General features: G+C 68.0%; 20 protein-coding genes. 9 read left to right on the top strand and 11 right to left on the bottom strand.

Annotation, left to right across the window (positions count from 1 at the left end):
* Positions 1-26 precede the first annotated feature (26 nt).
* Positions 27-653, bottom strand: a complete 627-nt coding sequence (locus tag QX204_RS19510) for a DUF305 domain-containing protein (protein WP_301901266.1) — start codon at positions 651-653, stop codon at positions 27-29.
* Positions 650-2197 carry an LVIVD repeat-containing protein gene (locus tag QX204_RS19505; RefSeq protein WP_301901265.1) on the bottom strand — a complete coding sequence of 516 codons (1548 nt, stop codon included), beginning with the start codon at positions 2195-2197 and terminating at the stop codon, positions 650-652. Before QX204_RS19505 ends, QX204_RS19510 begins: the two co-directional genes overlap by 4 nt.
* A 338-nt stretch (positions 2198-2535) precedes the next feature.
* On the opposite strand from QX204_RS19505, the gene QX204_RS19500 reads away from it, so the two are divergent.
* Complete coding sequence (locus tag QX204_RS19500) at positions 2536-4284, top strand: BCCT family transporter (RefSeq protein ID WP_301901263.1); 1749 nt, start codon at positions 2536-2538, stop codon at positions 4282-4284.
* Here QX204_RS19500 and QX204_RS19495 read toward each other — a convergent pair.
* A complete protein-coding gene (locus tag QX204_RS19495) occupies positions 4281-5156 on the bottom strand; it encodes a 3-methyladenine DNA glycosylase (protein ID WP_301908042.1) in 876 nt (291 codons plus the stop codon). The genes QX204_RS19500 and QX204_RS19495 overlap by 4 nt on opposite strands.
* 195 nt (positions 5157-5351) lie before the next feature.
* Positions 5352-6032, bottom strand: a complete 681-nt coding sequence (locus QX204_RS19490) for a TetR/AcrR family transcriptional regulator (protein WP_301901261.1) — start codon at positions 6030-6032, stop codon at positions 5352-5354.
* Between the two features lie 95 nt (positions 6033-6127).
* Here QX204_RS19490 and QX204_RS19485 point away from each other — a divergent pair, with 95 nt between their 5' ends.
* Positions 6128-7114: an ATP-binding cassette domain-containing protein gene (locus tag QX204_RS19485; RefSeq protein ID WP_301901259.1), complete on the top strand. Its 987-nt coding sequence runs from the start codon at positions 6128-6130 to the stop codon at positions 7112-7114.
* Positions 7111-7920 carry an ABC transporter permease gene (locus tag QX204_RS19480; protein ID WP_301901257.1) on the top strand — a complete coding sequence of 270 codons (810 nt, stop codon included), beginning with the start codon at positions 7111-7113 and terminating at the stop codon, positions 7918-7920. Before QX204_RS19485 ends, QX204_RS19480 begins: the two co-directional genes overlap by 4 nt.
* A gap of 37 nt (positions 7921-7957) precedes the next feature.
* On the opposite strand, the gene arfB is transcribed toward QX204_RS19480, so the two are convergent.
* Positions 7958-8386 carry an alternative ribosome rescue aminoacyl-tRNA hydrolase ArfB gene (gene arfB, locus QX204_RS19475; protein WP_301901256.1) on the bottom strand — a complete coding sequence of 143 codons (429 nt, stop codon included), beginning with the start codon at positions 8384-8386 and terminating at the stop codon, positions 7958-7960.
* Entirely contained in the window at positions 8371-9039 is a 669-nt protein-coding gene (locus QX204_RS19470; RefSeq protein WP_301901254.1) for a TetR/AcrR family transcriptional regulator, read from the bottom strand. The genes arfB and QX204_RS19470 overlap by 16 nt, the downstream gene beginning before the upstream one ends.
* 122 nt (positions 9040-9161) lie before the next feature.
* Here QX204_RS19470 and QX204_RS19465 point away from each other — a divergent pair, with 122 nt between their 5' ends.
* From QX204_RS19465 to QX204_RS19455, 3 genes are all read left to right on the top strand, one after another.
* Entirely contained in the window at positions 9162-9950 is a 789-nt protein-coding gene (locus QX204_RS19465; protein ID WP_301901252.1) for an SDR family oxidoreductase, read from the top strand.
* A 25-nt stretch (positions 9951-9975) separates the two neighbouring features.
* Entirely contained in the window at positions 9976-11037 is a 1062-nt protein-coding gene (locus tag QX204_RS19460) for an NAD(P)H-dependent amine dehydrogenase family protein (RefSeq protein ID WP_301901251.1), read from the top strand.
* 115 nt (positions 11038-11152) lie between these two features.
* On the top strand, positions 11153-12772 hold the full coding sequence (locus QX204_RS19455; protein ID WP_301901249.1) for an FAD-binding protein: 1620 nt from the start codon (positions 11153-11155) through the stop codon (positions 12770-12772).
* A gap of 21 nt (positions 12773-12793) precedes the next feature.
* Here QX204_RS19455 and QX204_RS19450 read toward each other — a convergent pair whose 3' ends face one another.
* On the bottom strand, positions 12794-13768 hold the full coding sequence (locus tag QX204_RS19450; RefSeq protein ID WP_301901248.1) for an alpha/beta hydrolase: 975 nt from the start codon (positions 13766-13768) through the stop codon (positions 12794-12796).
* Positions 13769-13900: 132 nt separating this feature from the next.
* On the opposite strand from QX204_RS19450, the gene QX204_RS19445 reads away from it, so the two are divergent.
* The 3 genes from QX204_RS19445 to QX204_RS19435 all read left to right on the top strand — a co-directional run bounded on the left by QX204_RS19445 (position 13901) and on the right by QX204_RS19435 (position 16599).
* Positions 13901-14737: an SDR family oxidoreductase gene (locus QX204_RS19445; RefSeq protein ID WP_301901247.1), complete on the top strand. Its 837-nt coding sequence runs from the start codon at positions 13901-13903 to the stop codon at positions 14735-14737.
* Positions 14734-15843 (top strand): MBL fold metallo-hydrolase, encoded by a 1110-nt coding sequence (locus tag QX204_RS19440; protein ID WP_301901245.1) that lies wholly within the window; start codon positions 14734-14736, stop codon positions 15841-15843. Before QX204_RS19445 ends, QX204_RS19440 begins: the two co-directional genes overlap by 4 nt.
* A 105-nt stretch (positions 15844-15948) precedes the next feature.
* Positions 15949-16599 carry a TetR/AcrR family transcriptional regulator gene (locus QX204_RS19435; protein WP_301901243.1) on the top strand — a complete coding sequence of 217 codons (651 nt, stop codon included), beginning with the start codon at positions 15949-15951 and terminating at the stop codon, positions 16597-16599.
* An 11-nt stretch (positions 16600-16610) separates the two neighbouring features.
* On the opposite strand, the gene QX204_RS19430 is transcribed toward QX204_RS19435, so the two are convergent.
* The 4 genes from QX204_RS19430 to QX204_RS19415 all read right to left on the bottom strand — a co-directional run bounded on the left by QX204_RS19430 (position 16611) and on the right by QX204_RS19415 (position 20074).
* Positions 16611-17135, bottom strand: a complete 525-nt coding sequence (locus QX204_RS19430; protein WP_301901242.1) for an SRPBCC family protein — start codon at positions 17133-17135, stop codon at positions 16611-16613.
* Positions 17132-17491 (bottom strand): ArsR/SmtB family transcription factor, encoded by a 360-nt coding sequence (locus QX204_RS19425; RefSeq protein ID WP_301901241.1) that lies wholly within the window; start codon positions 17489-17491, stop codon positions 17132-17134. The genes QX204_RS19430 and QX204_RS19425 overlap by 4 nt, the downstream gene beginning before the upstream one ends.
* 170 nt (positions 17492-17661) lie before the next feature.
* Positions 17662-18726, bottom strand: coding sequence for a hemolysin family protein (locus tag QX204_RS19420; protein ID WP_301901239.1), 1065 nt, complete (start codon positions 18724-18726; stop codon positions 17662-17664).
* Positions 18719-20074, bottom strand: a complete 1356-nt coding sequence (locus QX204_RS19415; protein WP_301901237.1) for a hemolysin family protein — start codon at positions 20072-20074, stop codon at positions 18719-18721. Before QX204_RS19415 ends, QX204_RS19420 begins: the two co-directional genes overlap by 8 nt.
* Positions 20075-20187: the final 113 nt, after the last annotated feature.

Here is a 20187-nt window from a genome sequence, read left to right as displayed (position 1 = left end):
CGGCGCCTGCGCCGCGTCGACCTCGATCAGGAGGTGGGTCGGGCGCCTCGCAGGTCGAGGAGCATGCCGAGGTAGCCCATTTCCTGACTCTGGGACTGGGCCATCGCGCGGGCGGCCTGTTTCACGGGGCCCGAGGCGAGCAGGGTGTCGGCGGCGCGGGCCATCGTGATGCCGCCCGCGTGGTGGCGGTACATCAGTTGCAGGAACAGGATTTCGGCGTCGGCCGCGCGGGCCGCGGCGAGGGTGTCGAGGTCGGCGGTGGTCGCCATGCCGGGCATCGCGGTCGGCCCGGTGGTCGAGTGCTGGTGGGTTCGCGCCATCCAGGTCATCGGGACGTCGGCGGTGGGGGCCGCGCCGGCGAGTTGGGTCCAGCCCAGCAGCGTGCCGATCTCCACGCGCTGGGTGTCGGCGATCTGGTCGGCCAGTCTGCGCACAGTGGGATCGGCGGCCGGGTCGAGACGTTCGGTGAGGATGAGCGCCTGCTGGTGGTGGGCGGTCATGTCCTGGACGAAGCCCAGCTCCGTCGCGGTGAGAACCGGTGCGGGCGTAGCTGTCTCGGTGACGAAGAGTGGTCGCAGTGCCGCGCCCAGCGCCAGCAGGAACAGCGCGGCCGCACCGGCGAACGCCAGCCTGATCACCCGACCCACGGTCACGACCCGACCGTGGACTGCTGATTCGCGGGCGGTGTGTACACCTCGTTGTCGAGCTGCAACACCATGAACCCGTTGTCGGAGCAGGTGACATAGAGCTGATCGCCCCGCCACTCCGGCGGGGAGAGGCACCAGTCGGTGGACAGGTCGCCGAACGCGACGTCGCCGGCCCGCGCGGTGAGCACCTGCGCCGGATCGAACAGCCCTTCGGCCATCGACCGCAGCGCCGCCGGCGCGCTCATCACCGGAATGCCGATGATCGAGGCCAGGGCGTGCGGCGAGTTCCAGATCTCGAGGTTACGGCCGGTGCGGGCAGGCGGATTGAAGTAGGCGATCTCCCGGATCTCGCCGGGATCGCTGACATCGAACACCCGGATACCGGAGGAGACCCAGCCGCAGGCCAGGGCGGTCGGGTTGTCGGGACGGTCGGCGGCGCAGTAGTGCGATTCGTAGGAGAACGCCGAACCGCCCATGGAGGAACCGACGCCGGCGTCGATATTGTCGGGTAGGTTGATCTCGAGTTTGATCTTCGCGGTGATGCGCGGCGCGCTGTCGTCGGACACGTCGATGAGTTTCACTCCGCCGGAACCGCCCTCGTCGACGGTGAACAGATGGGGCACGCCGTCATAGGTCACGGGCACGCTGTGCTGGGTGGCCCAGCCGTCGGTCCAGAACGTCCGGCCGAGATGCGGCACCTGCGGATTCGGGTCGCGCCGCTGCACGGCGCTCACATCGAGCACGGTGAAGCCACTGAGCGCGGAGATGTAGAGCCGGTCGCCGTCGGGACTCACGCCGAGTCCGTGTGCCTCGATTCCCGTCAGCCCCTGCCAGATCACCCGGGGATTCGCCGGATCGGTGAGATCGATCGCGCTGAGGAAACCGGGCACCAGGCCCGAGGCCCAGTACGTGCGCCCGTCGGGGGAGAAGCCGCCCTCGTGCGTCGTGATCGGTAGCGGCATCAGCGGATTCGAGCCGGTCCCCGGATTGAGCAGACGTGGATGCGCGCAATCGGAGATGTCGTAGACCGAGAGGTATCCGGCCCCGATGCCCACCGGTACGCCCGTCCCGACGAGCAGTTTGCGAGTGGTGTTGACCTTCAACGTCTCCCAGGTCCCGGCCAGCATCGCCGGTTCGGCGAGGGTGGCGGTCAGTCGCGGATTCGCCGGATCGGAGACATCGAGCACCTGAACGCCCGGGTGCTCGCTGAGCATGTTCCCGGGGAAGAACGTGCCCATGTAGGCGCAGTGCTCGAAACTGGTGGAGGTGATGCCCGCTCCGCGGCCGCCGTAGCCCCCGATCATCGACATATTGCAGCGATAGCCCTGCGTGCTGCGCCCACTGTCTCGGTCACCGGCGGGCACATCGCCCTGCAATCCGGTTTCCGGCAGCGAACCGGGCCCACAGTCGGCGCGCGGCACCGCCGTTCGGCCCACATCGAAGAACTCCTGGACCGTGCCGGTCAGGTCGGTGCCGAAATCCGCTGACGCCCCCGACGGCAGTCCGAGCGCCACGAGCGCGGTGATCGCGGCCGCCGCCACGTACCGCATCGGCGAATATCGCCGGTGAATCGACTGTGGTGGGCCCGTCCCGGAATCGCTCGGCCCCGACGTGGGTTCGGCGTGGAGTCGTGGGTCGGTGTGCGGACCTGGTGGCATCGTTGCCCCTCCCGAATCAATGATGCGGACAACACAACTGGCTCAGACAGTTGTGCCGCATCACGAATATTAGGCCGTACGAATGGTTGCCGAAGGGTATTTCGGGGAACAGGGTTCAGGCGGGGCTCGTGCTTGCCTCGGACCGCCGTCGATACGCTGTACGGTTGCTCTGCACGACAAGCGCGTCTGTACAGGCGGGAAGTTTCCGCGATCGGAGAGGACTCGGATCCATGTCGAACGATGTCGTAGGAAGTTCCGGCGCCGCACCGCCGCCCGACGGAGTGGTAGCCGGTGGATCGCCGGGCAAGCCCAGGCTGGATCTGCTCATCTTCTGCGCCACCGCGATCGGCGCACTCGCCTTCGTCGCCTGGGGCGTCCTCGACGACGAGAGTCTCGCCTCCGCGGCGAGCACCGCGCAGAAGTGGGTCATCACCAATACCGGCTGGTTGTTCGTGCTCACCGCGACAGCGTTCGTCGTCTTCGTGATCTGGCTGGCGGTCAGCCGCTACGGCCGGATCCCGCTGGGCGCCGACGACGAGCGACCCGAATTCCGCACCGTGTCGTGGATCGCGATGATGTTCAGCGCGGGCATGGGTATCGGCCTGATGTTCTGGGGTGTGGCGGAACCGCTGTCGCACTTCGTGAATCCGCCGCCGCACACCGCCGCGCCCGGCTCACCGGCGGCCGCCGAGATCGCCATGGCCACCACGCTGTTCCACTGGACACTGCACCCGTGGGCGATCTACGCCGTCGCCGGCCTGGCCATCGCCTACGGCACATTCCGAAAAGGCCGCTCGCAGTTGATCTCCTCGGTGTTCCGGCCGCTGCTCGGCCACCATGCCGACGGTGTCGGTGGTCGTGTCATCGACATGATGGCGATCTTCGCGACCCTGTTCGGTTCCGCCGCCTCCCTCGGCTTGGGCGCCCTCCAGATCGGCGCGGGCATGGAGTTCAACGGGTGGATCGACGGGATCGGCAAGCTCGGACTGGTGGCGATCATCTCGGCCCTGACCGTCGCCTTCGTTCTGTCGGCGGTCTCCGGGGTGGCACGCGGCATCCAGTGGCTGTCCAACATCAATATGGTGCTGGCCCTGGCTATCGCGGCGTTCGTGTTCATCGCGGGCCCGACGCTGTTCATCCTCAATATGCTGCCGACCTCGATCGGTGACTACATCGAGGCCCTGCCGACCATGGCCTCGCGGACCGGTGCGGGCGACGAGGAGATGCAGGCGTGGCTGTCGAGCTGGACGATCTTCTACTGGGCCTGGTGGATCTCGTGGACACCGTTCGTCGGCATGTTCATCGCGCGGATCAGCCGCGGCCGCACCATCCGTCAGTTCGTCACCGGCGTGCTGCTGGTGCCGAGCGTGGTCAGCCTGGTGTGGTTCGCCATCTTCGGCGGAGCGGGCATCTTCGAGCAGACGGAGAACGGTGACCTCACCGAACCCGACGGCTCTGTCGACTCCAACTTCGCCCTGTTCCACCTGCTCGACCAGTACCCGATCACCTCGGTGACCACGGTGGTCGTGATGATCCTCGTCGCGATCTTCTTTGTCTCCGGCGCCGACGCGGCCTCCATCGTGATGGGCACCCTGTCCGAACGCGGCAACATCGAACCGTCGAAGTGGATCGTCATCTTCTGGGGCGCGGCGACCGGCGCCGTCGCCGCGATCATGCTGGCCATCGCCGATTCCGACAATCTCGGTGGAGCGCTCACCGGCCTGCAGGCCTTGACCACGGTGGTGTCGCTGCCGTTCCTGGTGGTGATGGTGGCGATGTGCGTGTCGCTGTACAAGGACCTGAGCGATGACCCGCTGATTCTGCGGATGGACCGTGGCATCGAACTGGTCGAGGGCGCCGTCGACCAGGGCACCGAACTGCACGAAGGCGATTTCGCGTTGGTCACCGAACCGGCGATGGACGAGCCGTCGGCCCCGGACGAGGACGAGGACCGCATCGTCTCCGACGATCGAGGCTAGCCCGCAGCGTCTGATCTGGCCTGTGCCGAGGACAACTCGGCACAGGCCAGTCGCATGCGGCCGCGCAGTGCGTCGGCGGATTCGGCGATCGCGGCCTGGGCGCGCACGTAATCGGCTCGCCCGGTAGGGGTTTCGATGCGAACCGGCTCGTAGCCGAAATCGGACAGGTCATACGGACTGGCTCGCATGTCGAGTTCGCGTGCGGTGCAGGCGAGTTCGAAGCAGTCGAGGAGTAGTTCGGAGGAGATCAGTGGGGCGAGTTTGAATCCCCACTTGTACAAATCCATGTTGGCGTGCAGACACCCGGGCTGTTCCCGTTCCACCTGGTCCGCGCGAGTCAGCGGTTCGGCATTGCGACCCACGGCCTCCGGGGTGAAGAACCTGAACGCGTCGAAATGCGTGCACCGCAACGACATCGACTCCACCACTTCGTCGGTGCCCGCATGGCCCAGACGCAGCGGAACCTGCTGGTGGCGCACCTCGTCGGTGCGGTAGACCATGGCCCATTCGTGCAGTCCGAAGCACGACAGGTGTGTAGGACGTCGCGCGGTGGCGGTGAGCAGCCTCGACACGAACTCGATCGTGTCCCGCCGCTTGACCAGATAGGCCGGATCGGCCGTGAATACCCCCCGATCATGCGCGAGCTCGTGGTATCCCCGCGCACCCCGGTAGTCGCCCGCGTCACGCAGCCCGATCCCGAACCCCGGATGCCACCGCCGCAACTGCGCGGGCTTGTTGCCGTAGTAGGTGAACAAGAAATCCACGACCGGATGCGTGGTCCCCGCCGCGCGGCGCTCGAGGTAGGGACCGACCAGCCGATCGAGCCGGTCGCGGTGTGCGCGCGCGGCGGCCTGCCACTCGACCGGGGGCAATACGCGAAGGTCGAGAGCGCGGTCGAGGTCGTGGTGCGTGCTCACCTGGCCATTCTCCCGCACCGGTTCTCCCTGGCGGATTCGCCCCGATGTAGGTCTCAGGGTGGCGACTCCGGCTGGGCTGACCAGTCCCGATGCTCGAGGCGAGTATGGCTGTGGCCGGTCTGATCGACACATTCTCGGCGTGTGAGGCGATTATTCGCGCGGCAGGATACCGAACAGCAGCGCATCGACTCCGGCGACGAAGACCGCGTCGTTGTCGACCGAGGCGCTAGCCCCGCCGGGAGCCGCACCGAACAGCGTGGTCAGGTTCGGATAGTCGCGCGCGGGATCGCTGGTCGAGGCCGCCAGCGCGCCGCCGAGATCGCCGGCGGACAGGCCCGCGGATTCCTGGGCGGCGAAGCTCGCGCCCCAGCCCGAGAGCATCGCCACACCCATCATGACGCCGCGCGCGTCGAGTCGGGCAGGCGCCAGCGCGCCCGCCATCCGGTCCATGTAGCGCACCGAGTTCGGGCCCATGCTCGACGGTGTGGCCTCGACCAGCCACGGGTGCCTGCGGTGGAGCGCGCGGGACTGCTGCGCCAGCGCGAGGACGTCGGCGCGGACGTCGCCGGTCGCTTCCGGATACCGGTATTCCCCCGCGACCCGATCGACCATGAGGGCGATCAGGTCGTCTTTACCGTCGACATAGCGATACAGCGAGGCGGCGGCGGTGCCGAGGTCGTCGGCCACCCCGCGCATCGACACGGCACGGAGCCCACCCTCGTCGGCGCGCCGCACACAGGCGTCAGCGAGCTGATCGAGCGTGTAGGACGGGCGCGGTCCCGGCCGCGACGTCGTGCCACGCGACCACAACGAGGATTCGGTGTGCGTCATACCTGTCAGCATGCCGCACCTGCCTAGTTGCGAACAGTGTTAGCAGATGCGTATCGTCTAATTGCGAACACTGTTCTCAATGAAGGGAGATTGCCGTGCATGCCATCGAAGCCGCTGCACTGACCAGGACCTATGGCAAGAACATCGTGGTCGACGGGGTGGACCTGCTGGTTCCGCCCGGTCAGGTGCACGCCTTGCTCGGCCCGAACGGCTCGGGCAAGACCACCACCGTGCGTATGTTGGCGACCCTGGCGCGGCCCACCTCGGGCCGCGCCGCGATCCGCGGGTTCGACACCGTCCGCCAAGTCGACAGCGCCAAGCGCCAGCTCGGACTGGTCGGTCAGTTCCACGCCGTCGACCCGCGGCTGACCGGACGGCAGAATCTCGTGCTGCTGGCTCGTCTCAACGGTTTTCGAACCGCCGAGGCGCGGCGCCACGCGGGCGATCTGCTCGACCGGTTCGACCTGGCCGCCGCCGCCGATCGTGTGGTCCGCACCTACTCGGGCGGCATGCGGCGCAGGCTCGACATCGTCGCGGGCATGATCGTGCGCCCCGCCGTGCTGTTCCTCGACGAGCCGACGACCGCGCTCGACCCACACAGCCGCAACGAGATCTACAGCTACATCCGCGATTTCGTCGACAAAGGGACCACCGTGCTACTCACCACCCAGTATCTCGACGAGGCGCAGCGCCTCGCCGACGCGATCACGATCCTGGAAGCGGGTCGGGTCGTCGCGGCGGGCACTCCCGATCAGATCCTGGCGGTCGTGCCCGCCGGGCTCGACCTGGTCGTCGACGATCCACTGCGCTACGACGAGGTCGCCGCGGTGCTGGCCGGATTCGGCGGCTCGCCCTCGGACTCCGCACCGGCACAGCGGCTTTCGCCGATGGAGCTGTCGTTCACCTTCACCGGGGAGGCTCCCGGCCTGCTCGCGGTGCTGCGCGCACTCGACGCCGCCGATATCGCCGTGCGCGATATCGGCACCCGCGCGACGACTCTCGACGATGCCTTCCTCGCGCTCACCGGTGGTGACCGGGTCGGCGTCGCATCGGAAACGAGCGGGAACGAGGTGCGGGCATGAGTGCCGTCGACACCCGATCGGTGTCCGTGGTCACCGGTGCGGCGGTGCTGTTCGGGCGCGTGCTGCAGAACTACCGCAACTCGCCCGGCCTGTTCCCGATCACCTTGGCCGCGCCACTGGGCATGATGCTGCTGTTCGGTTTCGTCTTCGGTGGCGCGCTCGCCGGCGGCGGCGATGCCACGGCCTACCGCGCCTACCTGGTGCCTGGCGTGCTGGTCCTGGTCGCGGCCATGGGCCTGACCTCGACGGCGTCGACCGCGAATGCCGACCTGCACAGCGGATTCACCGATCGCCTTCGCGCGTTGCCGCTCTCGCCCGCAGCCGCGCCGGCCGGATTCGCCATGGCCGAAACGGTGATCGGCGTCGTCGCGCTCGTGCTGATGTCCGGCATCGGATACCTGCTGGGCTGGCGGGTCGACGCCACGCTGGGCGACGTGGCGGTGGCGATCGCGCTCCTGCTCGCCTTCCGCTGCGCGCTGTCGTGGCTGGGCATCGCGCTGGGGGCGGCGATCCGTGACGAGCAGATGCTCCAGCAGACGGCGCCGCTGATCTTCGGCACCATCATGTTCTCGAATGTCTTCGTCCCCACCGCGACCATGCCGCCGGTGGTGGCGGCGATCGCGGAGTGGAATCCGGTGAGCGCCCTCGTCGCCGCGCTGCGCGAGCTGCTCGGCGCCGACCTGCCCGACGCGGCCGGTGGCGCCTGGCCGATGCAGCATCCGGTCGCGGCGGCGACCGGATGGATCGCCGTGCTGTTCGCCGTCGCGGTCCCGATCACGATCCGGCGTTACGCGGCGGAGGTCTGATCGCGCCGCTGGCGTAACGGCGACGCCTGGTCGTCGGTCAGTCGTCGGGGGAGGCGCGGCGGTTGCGTTTGGTGACCCCGCGCCGCTTCTTCGCGGAGATGCGACGCTCTTTCGCGCCGCGCGAGGGCTTGGTGGCGCGGCGGACGGGCGGCGGGGCGGCCGCGGCCTCGCGCAGTAGCGAGGCCAGGCGTTCGCGGGCGGCGGCGCGGTTCTGCAGCTGGGCGCGTTGTTCCGACGCGGCGATCGTGAGGACCCCGTTGACCAGGCGGGTGGCCAGGCGCTCGAGCATCCGGGTGCGCAGCCACTCCGGCACCGAGGGTGAGTTGGCGAGGTCGAACGACAGCTCTACCCGGCTGTCGGTGGTGTTGACGTGCTGGCCGCCCGGACCCGACGACCGCGAGAACCGCTCCCGTAACTCGGACGCGGGGATCACCAGCGCCCGAGTCACGGTCAGGTCCTCTGCCATGTCTCGCCGCCGCTCGTTCCGCGCGACACCACACCGGGCGCACTGACGGGAGCGGCGAGCGATCCGGCGAGCATGTCGATGATTTCGCCCCACGCCCGCGCATCGCCCGCCCGCGCATCCCCGACCTCCGCCGCGCGTTCGTGATCGGCCAGGAGCGCGAAAAGCATGGTGGTCAGCGCCCGCAACCGCCGCACCCGCAACCGTGGTGGCAAGGTGGTGAGCTCCCGGTCGAGGCCCTGCATGATGACGCGTACCGAAGTGCGTTCCGCGCTTTCGAGATTGGTCGCGTCGGAGACCGCCGGATGCGGGTGGATCTGCTCGAGGAATCGCGCGTAATGCCGAATCCCGTGCCGCTCGCCGAGCTCGAACATCGGCACCACAAGGGCTTCGAGCAGCCCGTGCAGCCCTGGCGGGCGACCCGACCCCGCTTGTTCGGCGAGTATTTCCAGCCGCCGCACCTCCAGGGTCGCCAGTCGGAACTCGACTACCGCTTCGATCAGTCCGTCGCGGGATCCGAAGTGATACTGGATCGCTGAATTATTCCGCTGACCTGCGGCAGCGGCGATATCGCGCAACGGAACCGACCGTCCGTGCTCCGCGATCAAACGCTCCGCCGCGACGATGATGCGTTCCCGCGCTGCTGTCCCTGCCACAGTCCGCACAATAGTCGTTCACCAGCATTGATGAGAACTGGTACTTGACAGTTAAGCGATAGTTCTTAAAACTTCCTGTGACCGCGACCACACGCGGCCATTACGGAGAGGAGCTTTTCGACATGATCCTGGATGCCTTCCGGCTCGACGGTCGCGTTGCCGTCGTCACCGGAGCGGGCCGCGGTATCGGCGCGGCCACCGCGCTCGCGCTGGCCGAAGCCGGCGCCGACGTCGCCATCGCCGCCCGCACCACCGAGCAACTCGACGAGGTCGCCGGAAAGATCCGTGCCCTGGGCCGGCGTGCCGTCACCGTGTCGGCGGACCTGTCCGACCTGGCCGCGGTGAAAGCCTTCGCCGACACCGCCGCCGCCGAACTCGGCCGCATCGACATCGTGGTCAACAATGTCGGCGGCACCATGCCCAATACCTTCATGACCACCTCCCCGGAGTTCCTGGAGGAGGCCTTCCGCTTCAATGTGTCCACCGCGCATGCCCTCACCCAGGCCGCGGTGCCGTACCTGCTGGAGTCGGACAACGCCTCGGTGGTCAGCATCTCCTCGATGATGGGCCGCAGCGCGGGCCGCGGCTTCCTCGCCTACGGCACCGCCAAAGCCGCCCTCGCGCACTGGACCCGGCTGGCCGCCACCGACCTGTCGCCGCGCATTCGCGTCAATGCCATCGCGGTCGGGTCGGTCCTCACCTCCGCGCTCGATGTCATCGCGCGGCAACCCGAGATCAAGGCCACGATGGAAGCCGCGACCCCGCTGGGTCGACTGGGTGAACCGTGGGAGATCGCGGCGGCCATCGTCTACCTCAGTTCACGCGCGGGCGGCTACGTCACCGGCAAGATTCTCGAGGTCGACGGCGGCATCGAGAGCCCCAATTTCGAACTCGGCCTGCCCGACCTGTGATCCACGCCAACACAAAGGATCTGACATGACCTACCGCGTCATCCAATGGAGCACCGGGAACGTCGGTGCGCGAGCATTGCGTTCCATCATCGCCCGGCCCGAACTGGAACTCGTCGGTGTCTGGGTGTCGAGCTCGGCCAAAGCGGGGAAGGACGCGGGCGAACTCGCTGGGCTGTCTGTCGACACCGGCATCACCGCCACCACCGATGCCGATGCCCTGCTGGCCTTGAAACCCGACTGCATCGTGCACACCGCCATGGCCGACGACCGGCTGATGGAATCGGTCGAGGACCTGAAACGGTTCCTGCGCGCCGGGATCAACGTGGTCTCCAGCAGCCCCGTCTTCCTGCAGTACCCGTACGGAACCCTTCCCGACGAGGCGATCGCCCCGATCATCGCGGCCGCCGAGGAGGGCGGGGCGTCCCTGTGGGTCAACGGCATCGATCCCGGGTGGGCCAACGACTGGCTGCCGCTGCTGCTCTCCAGCGGTTCCGAGCGGATCGACCGCATCATCTGCTCGGAGATCATGGACTACTCCACCTACGACAATCCCAAGGTCGTCTTCGACATCATGGGTTTCGGCAGCGATCTCGACGCTCTGCCCATGCTGCTGCAACCCGGCGTCCTCACCCTGGCCTGGGGCAGTGTCGTCCGACAGCTCGCCGCGGCGCTCGATATCGAACTCGACGCCGTGACGCAACATTTCGAACGACTGCCTGCCACCGAAGAACTCACCTTGGGCAACCGCACCATCGCGCAGGGCGCCGCCGCGGCGCTGCGCTTCCAGGTGCACGGCATCCGCGCCGATCGCGAGGTCCTGACTCTCGAGCACGTCACCCGCCTGCACCCCGACCTGGCTCCCGATTGGCCGCAGCCGACCGGAACGGGTTGCTACCGGGTCGAAATCCAGGGCGAACCGGACTATCAGCTGGACCTCCAGCTCTCCAGTAACGGCGACCACGCGCTCGCCGGTGTGGTCGGCACCGCCGCCCGCCTGGTCAGCGCCGTCGCCGCCGTGGTCGAAGCGCGCCCCGGCCTGCTGACCGCCACCGATCTTCCCCTCACCACCGGACGTGGACTGATGTAGCGGGTTCGGATCGGCGACTCGCCGCGCCATGATCTAGAACACGTTATAGTTCGTCTTCTGGAACACGTTATAGTCGGCGGCGATGCGGTCGGCGTCTGCTCGGAAGGTGAGACGAGTGCGGGCCTGGGACGATGCAGCCGATGTCGTGGTCGTCGGATACGGCGGTGCGGGAGTGGTCGCGGCGCTGGCCGCGCGGGAATCCGGCGCCGAGGTCCTTGCCCTCGACCGGTACCTGGGTGGCGGCGCCACGACGCTGTCGGGTGGCATCGTGTACGCGGGCGGCGGCACGTGGGTGCAGCGCGAAGCGGGCATCGACGACGACGTCGACAACATGCTCGCGTATCTGGAGGCCGAGGTCGGTGACGCGGTGAGCGCCTCGACACTGCGCCGATTCTGCGAACAGTCCGCGGCGATGATCGACTGGCTGACCGAGCACGGCGTGCCCTTCCAGGCATCGGTGTGCCCGTACAAGACGTCGTACCCCACCGATGACTACTACCTCTACTTCTCGGGCAGCGAGAACTCGGGCCGCTACCGGGATCTCGCGAAGCCGCGCCAGCGCGGTCACCGCGTCCACGGTCCCGGGGTATCGGGCAAAGCGCTGTTCGCGCCGTTGGCCGAGTCGGCGGCCGCGCACGGCGTCCGTGTCCGGACCGGCACCAGGGCGGCCCGGCTCGTCGTCGAGGAAGGTCGGGTGACCGGCGTCGAGGCGGTCACGATCGACGGTGCGCCCGCGGCGGTGCGGCGCCGATTCGCCGCGCTCGCTCGCATCTCGGCGAAACCCGGCGTGTACCACCAGGGTTTGCGCCGGGCGGTAGAAGCGCTGCTGGCCCGGATCGAGCGCAAGTATGGGCGGCCGGTCAGGATTCACGCGAGATCCGGTGTCGTGCTCACCACGGGTGGATTCATCGCCAACGGCGAGATGGTCGCTCGGCACGCGCCCGAATATCCGTGGTCGCAAGGACTGCCGCTGGGCAGCGCGGGCGACGACGGCAGCGGCATCACCATGGCGCTCGACATCGGCGCGGCGAGCGGCAAGATGGACGCGCTGTCGACGTGGCGTTTCATCGCGCCGCCCAGTGCCTTCTTCGGCGCTGTCGCGGTGAATTCCCTCGGCAGGCGCATGATCGACGAGTCCCGCTACGGCGCCGCGCTGGGCGCGGCCATCGCCGCGAGTCCCGGCCATCGCGCCTGGTTGCTCCTCGATTCCGACCTCGAGGCCGAGGCCCGCAGGCAGATCGGCACACAGTCGGTGTGGTTCCAGCGGATGCAGACCGAGCGCTTGCTCCGGATCGGGCGCGTCTCCGGCAGCACCGTGGAGGAGGTGGCCGCGCGCGCCGGGATCGACCAGTCGGCACTGCGTGAAACCGTCGACGCGCACAACCGGGCTATCGAGCACGACCAGCCCGATCCGTTGGGCAAGCCCGACGACATCCGTCGTCCGATTCGGACCGGACCGTTCACCCTGCTCGACATCTCGTTCAAGGCGCGGCTGACCTACCCCATGCCCATGCTCACCCTCGGTGGTCTGCTGGTGGACGAGGACACCGGCGCTGTGCGCCTCGAGGCCGGGGGAGTCGTTCCGGGACTGTTCGCCGCGGGGCGCGCGGCGGTCGGCATCTGCTCGAACTCCTATGTCAGCGGATTGTCGCTGTCGGACTGCGTCTTCTCGGGGCGGCGGGCGGGCATGCACAGTGCCCCAGCCACTTCCGCGCAGGTGAACACTCTCGGGTGAGGCCGGGGCCCGGCGTCGGAGTCACGCGAGCGTTCGATGCGGGGAACCGCCGGTACGATCGAGAGCGGTGACGAACGCGCTCACCTGCGCCAAGGCGGCGACAGCTTCCGGGACGGCCAGATAACCCGCCTGGAAGACGTGAACTTGGCCTGCCCAGACCTGTAGTTCGCAGTGCACGCCGACGCGGTGCGCGCTCGCCGCGACGTGTTCGGCGTCGGCCCGCAAGACCTCGAGGCCGCCGACTTGGATGAGCATCGGCGGCATTCCGGGGGCGATCCCGGCCGCGACGTCCAGGCGGGGATCGGTGACGTCGGCTCCGGCGAGGTACATGCCGATCAGCCGGTGGGCGGTGGTGGCCGAGGCATACGGGTCGCGCAGGGCCGGTTCCTTCGTAGCGGCCAGTCCCATGGTGAGGTCGGCCAACGGCGAGAACAGCACCAGCCCCGACGGTTGTGGAAGTCCGCGCCGGGCGAGTTCGCCGACGAGGGCCAGCGCCAGGTGACCGCCCGCGGAATCTCCCGCGACGACGATATCGGCGGGTCGATGTCCGCGCGCGAGCAGCCAGAGGTAGCCCCGCAGCGCGTCCTGATGCGCCGCGGGGAACGGGTGTTCGGGGGCGAGCCGGTATCGCACGGCGAACACGGGGCGTCCGCAGGCGCGCCCCACCCGCGAGATCAGACCGCGGTGGGTGCCCGGCGAACAGGAGAAATACGCACTGCCGTGCAGGTAGTAGACGATCGGCTCCCGCGGTTCGGGTAGCGCGTTCACCCACTCGCCGCGCACCACGACATCGGTGTCTGCCTGGTCGTGCACGGGAAAGCGGGCCACCGTCCACGACGGCATGACCAGGCGCAGCCCGTGCATCGCCGATCGTCCGACGCGGGTGCCTGTCCGGGTGGCGGGAAGCAACGACCCCAGTCGGCGCACTGTCAGCAGCATGACCGCGGCCACGATTCGGCTGGCGCGCGACGGCGTCGCGTCGAGATATCGATCCATGGCGTACATCATGCGCAGACAACAGGGCAACTGACAAGAAGTCATGTCAAAACGCCCCGCGATCCTGTACGTTGCTGACATGACACCATGTCAACTTGACGACGCGGAGGTATCGCTGACGTGCGACGGCCGATGACAGGGCGGGTGATCGCGGTGACCGGCGGTGCCCGCGGGATCGGAAGGGAGATCGCCGCGCAGCTCGCACTAGCGGGCGCGCGCGTCGCGATCGGCGATATCGACGGATCGGCGGCCCGCGCCACCGCCGCCGAACTGGGTGCGCAGGTGCGGGGATTCGACCTCGACGTCGCCGACCGGGCGTCGTTCGCGGCGTTTCTGGCCGCGGCCGAGCAGGAATGGGGTCCGCTCGATGTGCTCGTCAACAATGCCGGGGTCATGTGGGTCGGCCCGTTCGATCAGGAACCCGAGGCGGTGCGGCGGCGACAGTTCGACGTGAATGTGCACGGCGTCATCAACGGGCTGACCCTCGCCGCACCGGCCATGCGCGCTCGCGGCGCCGGGCACATCGTCACTGTGGCCTCGGCCGCGTCGAAACTCGCCCCGCCCGGTGAGTCTTCCTATGCCGCGACCAAGCACGCGATTCTCGGCTACCTGACCGGGGTGCGCGCCGAATTGCGCGACAGTGGCGTCGACCTCTCGGTGATCATGCCGACCGTGGTGGACACCGAATTGGCGGCGGGCACCGACAACGGCGGAGTGGCGCTGCTCCGGCCCGCCGACGTCGCTCACGCTGTCGTGCGGGCGATCGAGCGCCCCCGATTCGAGGTGACCGTCCCCGGCTACCTCGGACCGCTACTGCGCGTGGTCAACGTGCTCCCGGCCTTCGTGCGAGACCGTATTCTGCTGGCCATGGTGCCGGATCAGGTTGCTGCCGTGCGTGATTCGTCGAGTCGGTCCGATTATGAACACCGGGTCTACGACCCCACTCCCACGTCAGGAAATTCACGATGACGACAATCGATGCTCGCGGCGATATCCGGCCGATTCCGGAGTTCGCCGGTGTCCACGACGTGTGGCCGCGCGGCGACCGCCTCGAAGCCGTGCGCGAGGCCGCACGCCGCTACCGCGAGCGGTTTCTCCGGCAGGGGCAGGTGCGCGCGATCAAGAGCTTCGACATCGCCGCGGCTCCGTATCCGCAGCGGTTCGCGTTCCAGGGCTATTCGATCGGCCCCAACCCGATGATCTCGATCATCAACCGGATGTTCGTGGTCCAATTCGAGGGATTCGACGGCGCGCTGCGGACCCTGGTCTGGGAGCCCACCGTCGCGGCCGGGTCGGGCAAGGCCCCGTTCTACGCGAAGCTGCAGAAACTCTCGCGCACTCTGCGCGCGGACTCGCTGTTCGTCAAGTACTACAACGATCCCGAGGCGGTGCTGCCCCGACTCGGTTTGCGCGACGAGGATGTCGACTACGTCAGCTTCGACCATCTGCACGTGCAGGACGTCCGCATGATCATGGGCAGCGACCGGACGATCGACGGTGAGGCGGGCCCGCGGGCCTCGCTGTTTCCGAACGCGCGGATGCTCGTGCAGCGCAAGGAACTCGGCACGCTGGAATCGGTGCACCCCATGCAGTGGGCCTGGTACGTCGACGGCGGCATGGACGGCGTGCCCGCCGAGCGGCTGCAAGTCCTCGACGGTGACGTCGAATTGGGTGTCGGGGTAAGCCTGCTGTGGACGCCCGGGCACACCGACGGAAATCACTCGCTGTGTGTGAACACACCCGACGGCGTCTGGGTGTCGTCGGAGAACGGGATGGCGGCCGATAGCTGGCAGCCGGAATTGTCCAAGATCCCCGGGGTCAGGCAGCAGGCCGCGTTCTACGGCCGAGAAGTCGTGCTCAACGCCAATACCCTCGAGGACTCGCTGGATCAATACGATTCCATGGTCAAGGAGAAGACCATGGCGTCCCGGTCGCCGCGCGATTCGCGCTGGCTGCAAGTTGTTCCGTCGTCGGAATGCGCGAACTGGAAGCGTCAGTGGCCGGTCGTGCCGACCTTCACCCACGGCGGACTCGACTACGGGACGATCACGATTCCGCCGCGCGCCACCGCCTGACGCAGTGCTCGCTACCCGCCCGATTCTGATAAGGGTTCATGTCAGAATCGGGCGGCTGGATAGGATGGAGGCTCCGGAGGTCGGGGAGACGGATGCGGGAGGATTGTGACCGAGACCGAGACCGCGTCGCGCCGTTACGGCGGGCGGGACAAGGCGAGTCGAAGCGCTGAGCGTCGAGCCGCTCTCCTGGCGGCCGGCCTGGAACTGTTCGGCACCATCGGCTATCCGGCGTCCTCGGTGAAGAAGATCTGCGATCGGGCGGGTTTGACCGAACGGTACTTCTACGAGTCCTTCACCCATCGCGAGGCACTGCTGAGCGCGGTCTACGACGGTGAGATCGAACAGGTCCGCACCGCCACCCTGGCTGCGCTCGCGAGCGCCGAACCCGAGCTGGCTCCGCAGGCACACGCCAGTGTCGAGGCCTTCGTCCGGACCGTGGCCGCGGACCCTCGTCGCGCCCGCGTCATCTTCATCGAGGTCGTCGGCGTCAGCTCCGCGCTCGAGGTGCACCGCCGCGCGGTGATGCACGAATTCGCCCAGCTGATAGCCGGTTTCGCCGAAGCCTACTTCCACATTCCCGCCACCGAGCGTCTGGCGATCGCGGCGATGCTGTTCGCCGGCGGGATGACCGAGCTGATGGTGGACTGGACCCTGGCCGAGGCGCCGCTGCCGCTCGACGATCTGATCGACGTCGCCGTGAGCATCCTGATCCACGGCCTCGGAACCCTCGAACCCCTACCCGCCGAACAGCCGTAGCCGAGCCCCGCTCAGTCGTCGCGTCCGAATTCCTTGCGGTAGTGCTCGGACAGTGCGGGGTAGTAGTCCTCGAAGTTCACCGTGGCCGGGTCGCGGTCGGACTCGGCGGCCACCAGCCGGTCGAGGTAGTAGTCCCAACCCGGTCCGACGTTCTCCGCCATGCCGGGGTCGGGCACGTTCTGCGCGAACGTCAACGTGGTGATGCCGCCTTCCTCGACGAGGTCGAGGCGCAGTTGCCAGTGTTCGGGGTTCTCCCCGTCGTAAGGCATGGAGGTGGTGACCCGCAGCCGGTGCGGGGCGTCGCATTCGTCGATCCGAAATCGCTCGGCGGGCATCTCGTCCTCGAAGAGCATCTGGAACTTCACCTCGCCGGTCGTCGGGTCACCGGTCCAGGTACCGAGCCAGCGCGCGAGTCGCCGCGGCTCGGTGACGGCGGCCCAGACGTCCTCGATCGGCGCGCGGAAGGTTCGGGTCCATTCGCAGTAGGTGCCGTCGGCGAGGTCGCGGCGGTGTCCGGTCGCTGTGGGTGTGGTCATGCGGTCTGCTCCTTGTCGGTGCTGGTCGTGCCTCGGCGCTCCCGAGTGGTCCGGCGTACTTCGAGGTCGAGGCCATCGAGGGCGTGCTCCGGAATCGGCGGCCTGGTCCGCTGCAACTGCGCCAGATAGTGGTGCAACGGTGCGAGCCCCGCGGGGGCGAGGCGGTAGTGGCGTTCGCGACCGTGCTGTTCGGCGTGGACGAGGCCCGCATCGGCGAGGATTCGCAGATGCTTGCTGATCGCCGGCCTGCTGATGGGGTATTCCGAGGCGAGATCGACAACCCGGGCCGGTGCGCCCGCGAGGCGCTCGAGTAGGTCTCGGCGCACCGGGTCGGCCAAAGCCTCGAAGACGTCCACCTCTTAATTGGTAACCGATTGGTTACCAATAGTCAAGCATCGACCGCGGGCGGTGGCCGACTGACGGCACCGGGACACGGCCCGACCAGTTGGTCGAGCCGTGTCCCGGTGTGCCTGTATGTGGACTTGTCGCCTGGCGGTGTCGACCGCGAGATCGGTTGGCGCGGGCCCTATTCCGCGAGGCGGTGGGTGCCGTCGCGGACGGTGCCGACGAACTCTTCGATCAGGTCCTCCAACGCGACCACGCCGACGGTGTTGCCGCGACTGTCGACCACCCGCCCCAGATGGCTGCTGGTGCGGCGCAACCGGGCCAGTGCCTCGTACAGCGGAGTTCCGGTGCTCACGGTGGGCAGCGGGCGGATGTCGGTGCGGGGGATGACGGTGTCCGGGCCCGCATTGTCGTCGGCGACCTCGTCGAGGACGTCCTTGATGTGCAGGTAGCCCACCAGGGAGCCGTCGGAGGCCGCGACCGGATAGCGGGAGAAACCCGTTTCGGAGACCGCCGCCTCGACCTCGCCGAGGGTGGTTCCGTTGCCGATCAGGGGTACCGATCTGGCTTGGGCCAACGGGACCATCACATCGCCGACGACCTGCTCGGAGGTGCCGAGGGCCTGGGTGAGCCTGCGGTGTTCTTCCTCGTCGAGCAGTCCCTCGGAGCGGGATTCGCCGATCATCTCGGCCAGTTCCAGCGTCGAGACCGTGGCGTCGAGCTCGTCCTTGGGCTCGATCCGCAGCATCCGCAGCGTCATGTTCGCGGCGAGGTTGTACAGCGCGATCAGCGGTCGGGCGATCCGCAACCACACCAGGTGGATGGGCACCAGCAGCAGCGCCGACCGTTCCGGGCCCGCGAGGGCGATGTTCTTCGGCACCATCTCGCCGAGCAGGATGTGCAGGATCACCACGATGGTCAGCGCCAGCGTGAAGCCCACCGGATGCAGCAATTGCTCCGGCAGACCGAGCAATTCGAACGGACGCTCGATCAGGTGCGCGATCGCGGGTTCGCCCACTCGGCCGAGCAGGATCGAGCAGATGGTGATGCCGAGTTGGGCCGCGGCCAGCATGATCGACAGGTTCTCGCCCGCTTCGATCACCGTTTGGGCTTTCTTCTTCCCCTGTGCGACAAGGGCTTCGAGTCGGTCGCGGCGTGCCGAGATGAGCGCGAACTCCGCGGCGACGAAGAAGGCGTTGCTTGCCAGCAGTACGACGGTGAGCAAGATTCCGAACAGGTCACCCATGAGATTGCTCCCGTGCCGAGAGGTTGGCCGCGTCGACCGGGATCAGCCGGATGCGGTCGATGCGTCGTCCGTCCATGCGTTCCACGCGGGCGATCCAGCCGCCGCCGGAACCGCGGGATTCGGGCAACACCACTTCGTCGCCGGTCACCGGGATGCGGCCGAGCTGGGCCAGAACCAGCCCGCCGAGGGTTTCGTATTCGCCCTCGGGGGCGTCGTAGCCGGTCGCGCGCGACACTTCGTCGATGCGCAGCAGACCCGAGCAGTCCCAGCCGTCGGAGACCCGGCGCACATCGCGCTCCTCCTCGTCGTGCTCGTCGCGCACGTCGCCGAGGATCTCCTCGATCAGGTCCTCCATGGTCACCATGCCCGCGGTGCCGCCGTATTCGTCGACGACCAGCGCCACCTGCATGCCGTCGGCGCGGACCCGCTCCAGGACTTCGTCACCGTCCAAACTGGCGGGCACGATCGGCACCGCGACCGCCAGCTTGCTGAGCGGGATCTGCTTGCGCAGCTCGCCCGGATGGGTGAACGCCTGCTTGACGTGCACCACGCCGAGGGTGTTGTCGAGGTCGCCGTCGACCACCGGGAACCGGGAGTAACCGGTGCGCGCGGCGGCGGCGATGAGATCGGCGATGGTGTCGTCGCGGTCCAGCGATTCGACCTTCACCCGTGGCGTCATCAGATCCTCGGCGCTGCGCTCACCGAATTCCAGCGACCGGTCCATCACCTGCGCGGTGCGCTGATCCATCGCGCCACGCATGGCGGAGGTGCGCACCAGCGAGCCGAGCTCCTGGGGCGAGCGGGCCGAGCGCAGTTCCTCGGCGGGTTCGATGCCCAGCCTGCGAACCACCCAGTTGGCGGCGCCGTTGAGAAAGCGGATGAGCCATTTGAACAGGGCGGAGAACCCGATCATCGGACCCGACGTGAATCGGGCCACCATCATCGGCTCGGCGATCGCGATGTTCTTCGGCACCAATTCGCCGTAGATCATCGACAGCGAAGTCGCGATGATCAGGGCCAGCGCCAACGAGACACCGCGCGCAGCGCTTTCGCTCAATCCGATGCCGTCCAGCAGCGGGTCGAGCAGTCGGGCCAGTACGGGTTCGGCGATGTAGCCGGTGATCAGGGTGGTGATGGTGATGCCGAGCTGGGCGCCGGAGAGCTGGAAGGACAGGGTTTGATGAGCCTGTTTCACCAGCCGTGACTGGGTGTCACCTTCGCGGGCGGCCGCTTCGACGGTGCTGCGTTCGAGTGCGGTGAGGGAGAACTCGGCGGCGACGAACAGGGCCGTTCCGAGGGTGAGGGCGACGAAGCCGAGCAGGCTGAGCACGGTCAGAACGATGGACATCCTCAGCACCACCCGAGGGGTGCGACAGGGAAACCGGGAGATCGAACGGACGCTGCGGAAAGGAGGACGCCGGGTTTGTCACCCGGCTCCGTAGAGGAGCCCTCCTGTGTGGC

Origin of the sequence: Nocardia sp. PE-7, assembly GCF_030486425.1 — a bacterium.
Lineage (GTDB): Bacteria > Actinomycetota > Actinomycetes > Mycobacteriales > Mycobacteriaceae > Nocardia > Nocardia salmonicida_A.
The sequence above is the reverse complement of the archived record's forward strand: the minus strand, read 5'-3'. Positions and strand labels throughout refer to the sequence as shown.

Coding starts and splice junctions, on each gene's coding strand:
- QX204_RS19505 (WP_301901265.1), bottom strand. CDS start 2,197: ATGCGGTACGTGGCGGCGGCCGCGATCACCGCGCTCGTGGCGCTCGGA.
- QX204_RS19500 (WP_301901263.1), top strand. CDS start 2,536: ATGTCGAACGATGTCGTAGGAAGTTCCGGCGCCGCACCGCCGCCCGAC.
- QX204_RS19490 (WP_301901261.1), bottom strand. CDS start 6,032: ATGACGCACACCGAATCCTCGTTGTGGTCGCGTGGCACGACGTCGCGG.
- QX204_RS19480 (WP_301901257.1), top strand. CDS start 7,111: ATGAGTGCCGTCGACACCCGATCGGTGTCCGTGGTCACCGGTGCGGCG.
- arfB (WP_301901256.1), bottom strand. CDS start 8,386: ATGGCAGAGGACCTGACCGTGACTCGGGCGCTGGTGATCCCCGCGTCC.
- QX204_RS19465 (WP_301901252.1), top strand. CDS start 9,162: ATGATCCTGGATGCCTTCCGGCTCGACGGTCGCGTTGCCGTCGTCACC.
- QX204_RS19460 (WP_301901251.1), top strand. CDS start 9,976: ATGACCTACCGCGTCATCCAATGGAGCACCGGGAACGTCGGTGCGCGA.
- QX204_RS19450 (WP_301901248.1), bottom strand. CDS start 13,768: ATGGATCGATATCTCGACGCGACGCCGTCGCGCGCCAGCCGAATCGTG.
- QX204_RS19445 (WP_301901247.1), top strand. CDS start 13,901: ATGACAGGGCGGGTGATCGCGGTGACCGGCGGTGCCCGCGGGATCGGA.
- QX204_RS19440 (WP_301901245.1), top strand. CDS start 14,734: ATGACGACAATCGATGCTCGCGGCGATATCCGGCCGATTCCGGAGTTC.
- QX204_RS19430 (WP_301901242.1), bottom strand. CDS start 17,135: ATGACCACACCCACAGCGACCGGACACCGCCGCGACCTCGCCGACGGC.
- QX204_RS19420 (WP_301901239.1), bottom strand. CDS start 18,726: ATGGGTGACCTGTTCGGAATCTTGCTCACCGTCGTACTGCTGGCAAGC.
- QX204_RS19415 (WP_301901237.1), bottom strand. CDS start 20,074: ATGTCCATCGTTCTGACCGTGCTCAGCCTGCTCGGCTTCGTCGCCCTC.